Raw genomic sequence first — 6,000 nt, forward strand, 5'->3', positions numbered from 1 at the left:
GGGGCGGGAGCCCCCAGGACGGTCACCTCGGCGCACGGTACCTTCATCCAGCCAAGCTGAACCTGGAGGATGAAGCGTGAGCAAATTCGTGCAGCCGGCAGCCGAGGGCGCGGATCCCTTCGGCACGGCCCGACTGCGGCGCGGGGTGCTGGACGCCTGGGCCACCAGTCCGGCCCGGTTCCGCGAGGACGCCAACGCCGAGGAGGACCTCGTCCTCGGCGGATACCGCGACCGGCTGGTCGTCGAGCTCGCGCAGAACGCCGCCGACGCGGCGGCCCGGGCCAATGTCCGCGGCCGGCTCCGGCTCACCCTCCGCGACGGTGTGCTCGTCGCCGCCAACACCGGTGCCCCGCTCGACGCGGCCGGCGTCGAGTCGCTGTCCACCCTCCGGGCCTCCGCGAAGCGCGACACCCACGAAAGCGCCGTCGGCCGCTTCGGCGTCGGCTTCGCGGCCGTCCTCGCCGTCAGCGACGAACCCGCGGTCGTCGGCCGGCACGGCGGTGTCCGCTGGTCGCTGGCCGAGGCCCGCGAGCTGGCCACCGAGACCGCCCGGCACAGCCCCGGCCTCGGCGACGAGATCCGCCGCCGCGACGGGCACGTCCCGCTGCTGCGGCTGCCGTTCGCCGCCGAGGGCACCGCCCCGGACCCGTACGACACCGTCGTCATCCTCCCGCTGCGCGACGCGGCCGCCGCCGACCTCGCCGAGCGGCTTCTGCACTCCGTCGACGACGCCCTCCTCCTCGCCCTGCCCGGGCTGGAGGAAGCCGTCGTCGAGATCGGTGATCAGGAGATCCGCACCCTCCGCCGACGCACCGAGGGCACCGACACGATCGTCGAGGACTCCCGGACCCCCATCGGCACCACCCGCTGGCGTACCGTCTCCCAGCACGGCCCCCTCACCCCGGACCTTCTCGCCGACCGCCCCGTCGAGGAGCGGCTGCGTCCCCACTGGTCCGTCACCTGGGCCGTGCCCGTCGACACCGACGGCACCCCGGCCCGCCCCCGTACCGCACCGGTCGTGCACGCGCCCACCCCCAGCGACGAGGCGCTCGGGGTGCCCGCGCTGCTCATCGCCTCGTTCCCGCTGGACACGACCCGCCGTCACGCCGCGCCCGGCCCGCTCACCGACTTCCTGGTCGAGCGCGCCGCCGACGCATACGCCGAACTCCTCGCCGCCTGGCGCCCGGTGACCCCCGGCATCATCGACCTGGTCCCTGGCCCGCTCGGCAAGGGCGAGCTGGACGGCGCCCTGCGCCAGGCCGTCCTTGACCGGCTGCCGCGCACGGCCTTCCTGCCGCCCGCGAACGACCCCGGCGACGACTCCGAGCTCCCGCAGGTGCTGCGTCCCCGCGACGCCGAGATCATCGAGGGCGCCGGTGCCGAGACCGTACGTGTCCTTGCCGAGGTGCTGCCCAGCCTGCTGCCCGCGGGGCTGGAACGCCGCGTGGAGCTGCGCACGCTGGGTGTCTCCCGGGTGCCGCTGTCCGAGGCGATCGACCGGCTCGCGGGTCTGGAGAAGGAGCCGGGCTGGTGGTGGCGGCTGTACGACAGTCTGGCCGGGGTCGACCCGGACCGGCTGTCCGGGCTGCCGGTGCCGCTCGCCGACGGCCGTACGACCATTGGACCCCGGCAGGTTCTGCTGCCGACCGTCGACGGGCCGCCGGTGACGGCCGAGACCCTCGCCCGGCTGGGTCTGAAGGTCGCCCACCGGGATGCCGCCCACCCTCTCCTGGAGAAGCTGGGCGCCCTCCCGGCCACCCCGCGCGCCGTCCTCACCACCCCGCAGGTGCGGGCGGCCGTCGCCGCCTCCCTGGAGGACGAGGGGCCGGCCTGGGACCAGGAGGGCCTGGACGCCGAGGAGTTGGCCGACAACGTGCTCGCCCTGGTGCGCGAGGCGGGGCTCGAACCCGGTGACGAGCCCTGGCTCGGTGCCCTCGCCCTGCCCGACGAGGACGGCGAACTCGCGCCCGCCGGGGAACTCGTCCTCCCCGGCAGCCCCTTCGCGCGCGTCATGCGGGAGGGCGAACTGGCCCTCGTGGACGCCGAGCTGGCCGAGCGCTGGGGTGAACAGCCGCTGGCCGCCTGCGGCGTGCTCGCGAATTTCGCCCTCGTCCGCGCCACCGACGTCGTCCTCGACCCTGACGAACTGGAGCCCCGCGACTCCGACTTCGCCGAACCGGACGATGCCGGGCTCCTCGACGCCGTCGACGTGTGGTGCGAGGACATTCTCGACCGGCTGCCCGACACACCCGTACCGCCGGTGGCGACCGAGATCGTCGCCGTACGCGACCTCGACCTCGTCGACGACGACCGCTGGTCGCAGGCCCTCGCCCTCCTCTCGCAGCCCCCGCTGCGGGACGCGCTCACCCAGCCCGTTCGGATCCTGCTGCCGGACGGCACCCACGAGGTCGTACGCCCGTACTCGGCCTGGTGGCTCCGTGGCCACCCCGTCCTCGACGGCCGCCGCCCCGCCGGCCTGCGCGCCGCCGGTGGCGACCCGCTGCTGCACGGCCTGTACGAGGAGGCCGACGCGACCGGCTTCGAGGACGAGCAGGTGTTGCGGGCGCTGGGCGTGCGCACCTCCGTGACCGCGCTGCTGGACGAGCCCGGCGGTGCCGCCGAGCTCCTCGACCGGCTCGCCGACCCGGACCGCCCCGTCTCCGCCGCCCAGCTCCACGCCCTGTACGGCGCGCTGGCCGAACTGGACCCGGAGCAGGTGACCCTGCCGGACGAGCTGCGCGCGGTCGTCGACGGCCGGGTGACCGTCGTGGACGCCGCCGACGCCGTGGTCGTCGACTCGCCCGACCTGCTGCCCTTCACGGAGGGCGTCCCGCTGCTGCCCGTCCGCCCGGCCCGGGCCGCGGACCTCGCCGAGCTGTTCCAGGTGCGGCGGCTGAGCGAGTCGGTGACGGGCCTGGTGACCTCCGAGGGAGCCGAGCACGACGTACCGGAGTCCGTACGGGTCCTGCTCGGACCGGCCACCCCGGTGTCGTACGTCGAGCACGAGGAACTCGTCGTCGACGGCGTGGAGATCGACTGGCGTCTCACATCGGACGGAGTGCTGCACGCCGCCACCCTGGAGGGTGTCGCCGCGGGACTCGCCTGGGCTGCGGGCCAGTGGCCGCGCCGCTTCGAGGTGGCCGCCCTGCTGGAGGACCCGTCCCGTACGGAGGAGCTGGCGCGGGACCGGTGGTTCGACTGAGCCCCGGGCTTGCACTCGGGCCCCACGTGTAGCCGGCCCGTGGGCCCCATTGTCCCGTTGGGGAACGAATGCGCGCCGCCGTCTCCGGCGCCCTGGCCCTGACCGCCCTTGCCGTGCCGGCCGCGCAGGCCGGCGGTCCCGCCGGAGGCAAGGCGGCGCTCACCGCGACGGCCGGCACGCCGTACACGCTGAACGTCAGCTTCTCCCGGCCGAAAGGACCCTGACGGTCACCGGCAAGCTGTCCCGCGCCAACTGGGAGACCGACAAGGACGTGAAGTAACCCTCTTCGCCTCACCGAGCGATCCGGGGCTGCCCCGTGGGGCAGCCCCGGAGTGCTTCATGCGCCCGGCCGGCTACGGCTTCTCAGTCCGCTTCCACTTCGAGGAAGTACTCGTAGTGGTCCAGATCGAGTCCCATGCCGGTGAGACGGCGGAACGCCTCCGCGTGCTCCTGCCCCAGCGGATACACATCGGTGAGTCCGGACGGCGGGATGCCAAGGAGGGCCGAGAAGGCGTCGACACCGGCGGACGAGACGTCCGTGACCGAGTCGGGCGAGTCCTCGTCCTTCGCATAGCGGGCGACAAGGAATCTCATGGCGTCACTCTCCGGGATCCGTCCGCGGGCTTGGTCTGGTCTCCAGTATTCGGGTCGAACTCCCCGAGGTGCTTACCCCGCTTGTTGTACTTCTCGACCGTTCCGTGCTGGGAGTCCCACTCGTAGATGTCTCCGGTGCCGGGATCCTTCCAGCGCTTGCGCAGGCCGCCGCCTCCCTGCACCGGCGTCTTGGGCTTGGCCCTGGCCGCCTTGGGGAACGCCGGGAGGTTGCTCGGCGCCGGCTTCGGGCCGGGCTGTACGACCTTGGTGACGTTGCTCTTGCTCTGCGCCTCGCGCAGCGCCTGGCCCAGGCCGTCGTTGAACCGGCCCAGTCCGTCGGCGCTGGTGAAGGCACCGGAGACCGCGAGGGTCGTGCTGGCCGCGATGGCCGGTGCGCCCGCCAGGCAGCCGATGCCGGTGATGCACAGGGCGCCGCCCGCGATGTCGCCGGACCCGCCCACGCCCATCATCACGACGCCGGTGCCCGTTTCGGCGAGCCCCACCCAGACGTCCTTGTTGGTCAGGATCGCTTCGCCGTAGGTGACGACCGTGTCCGCCGTGTCCGACAGCCAGTCCGGAATCCAGTCGTCGCCGGAGTCGTCCGGGGCTTCCTCGCTCTGCGCCTTCCGCCAGGCCTCCTCCGTCCTGCGGTACTCGGCCTCTTCCTGTTCCTGCTTGACGACGGCCGTGTGAAAGGCGTCCTGCGCCGCCTTGCCGGCGGCCGCCGAGTCCTTCCCCGCGGCGACGGCCGATGCGCGGGCGTCCCTGGCGGCGCTCCATGCCTCGTCGGCCGACCCCCGGGCCCAGTTGGCCGAACTCTGCGCCTGAGTGGCCGAATCGACCGCGCGGGCCGCCGCCGCATGGGCGTCCGCCTCCGCGGCGCGGGCCGTCCTGGCCGAAGCAGCGGCGTTCGCGGCGGACGTCTCGGCCTGTTTCGCGGACTTCGCGGCGTCGTCGGCGTATCCCTTGGCGGCCGTCGCCGATGCCTGCGCCTGCTTGGCGTACTCGGTGGCCTCGGCCGCGGCCTTGCGTGCCGTGGCGGCGACCTTGCCCGCCTCGGCGGCGTTCTTCTGCGCCGTGGCCGCGACGGAGGCGGCCTCGGAGATCATCTGCTGCACCAAGGCGACATGGCTCGCGGCCAGCTGGTCCTTGCGCTGCGCCTGGTACTGACCCCGCTGGATGAAGGCGTGCAGCAGCGCCGCCGGGCCCTCCAGCGCGATACGGGCCGCCGCCTTGACCTCGGGGCCGCCGCTGTCGATGAGCTGGGCCGCGCGTACCCGCTCGTCCTCGCTGCGGGCGTCGTACTGCCCCGAGGTGATGAACGCGCGGTACCTGGCGACGGACCCGGAGTTCAGCGCCGCACGTCCGGAGTCCTGGACGTTGGGCCCACCGCGGGAGATCACCTGCGTGATGTAGACGCGGAAGTCCTCAGCGACCGCCTGGTACTGGCCGTCCTGCAGGAATGTGCCGATCGCTGCCGCATCACCGTTCAGGGCCTCCTCGGCCTTGCTCCGGATGCCGGGCGACGGTGATTCCAGGGCCAGCGACTCCACCCGGGAGCGGTCGTCCTGCTGGGCGGCCTCCTCGCGGCCGGAGCGTGCGTAGTCGCTCACGTCGGTGTCCGTGCCGCCGAGGGCGTCCTCGGCCGCCGCACGGCTCCAGGGGCCCCGCGTCTTCATGGTGCGCAGCGCGATGTCACGGCCCTCGGCGGCCACGCTCCTGGTGTCGGCGCCGGGGCGGGCGGCCGCCGAGGCCAGTTGCCGGGCGTCGTTCTCGAGATCCTTGGACGCCTGGTCGACCCGGGCCCGTTCCGCTGCGCGCCGGTCTTCCTGAGCCTTGAGCTCCTTGGCCCTTTCGACGCCCTCGTTCGTGCGGGCGGTCAGCTCCTCCGCCTCGATCTGACGGGCGAGGTCGTGGACGGACTTGGCCTTGGCCACGGCCGCGCTCGCGGCGTCTGCCGCATCCTTGGCGGCCTTCGCGTGTGCGGTGGACTGGGCCGCCGCCTTGGCGGCCTCCCCGGCGTGGTCCGCTGCCTCGTCGGCCGCCTTCGCCGCGTTGTCCGCGTGTGTGGCTGCCGAGTTGGCCGCGTCGCGCGCCTCGCGGGCAGCCGTCGCCGCCTTGCGGGCCAGGCCTTCCGCTGCATTGGCGGCCCGCGTGGCCTCCGCGGCCTGGGCACGTGCCGCCGCGGCGGCCGCGTCAGCTTC

General features: G+C 73.9%; 4 protein-coding genes. 2 read left to right on the plus strand and 2 right to left on the minus strand.

Translation table 11 applies throughout. From position 1 onward, the window contains the following. The first annotated feature begins 76 nt into the window (after positions 1 to 76). Complete coding sequence (locus ABT186_RS25520; RefSeq protein WP_351926973.1) at positions 77 to 3,202, plus strand: sacsin N-terminal ATP-binding-like domain-containing protein; 3,126 nt, start codon at positions 77 to 79, stop codon at positions 3,200 to 3,202. 68 nt (positions 3,203 to 3,270) lie between these two features. Further along, complete coding sequence (locus tag ABT186_RS25525; protein ID WP_351222507.1) at positions 3,271 to 3,426, plus strand: hypothetical protein; 156 nt, start codon at positions 3,271 to 3,273, stop codon at positions 3,424 to 3,426. A gap of 139 nt (positions 3,427 to 3,565) precedes the next feature. Here the strand turns inward: ABT186_RS25525 and ABT186_RS25530 are convergent, their stop codons facing one another. Both ABT186_RS25530 and ABT186_RS25535 read right to left on the minus strand, forming a co-directional pair. Beyond that, entirely contained in the window at positions 3,566 to 3,796 is a 231-nt protein-coding gene (locus ABT186_RS25530; RefSeq protein WP_351222509.1) for a DUF7683 domain-containing protein, read from the minus strand. Next, positions 3,793 to 6,000, minus strand: a 2,208-nt coding sequence (locus ABT186_RS25535) for a colicin E3/pyocin S6 family cytotoxin (RefSeq protein WP_351926975.1), incomplete at its 5' end; no start/stop codon positions are given. The genes ABT186_RS25530 and ABT186_RS25535, both read right to left, overlap by 4 nt.

The organism is Streptomyces sp. NPDC001634 (assembly GCF_040298185.1).
Taxonomy (GTDB): domain Bacteria; phylum Actinomycetota; class Actinomycetes; order Streptomycetales; family Streptomycetaceae; genus Streptomyces.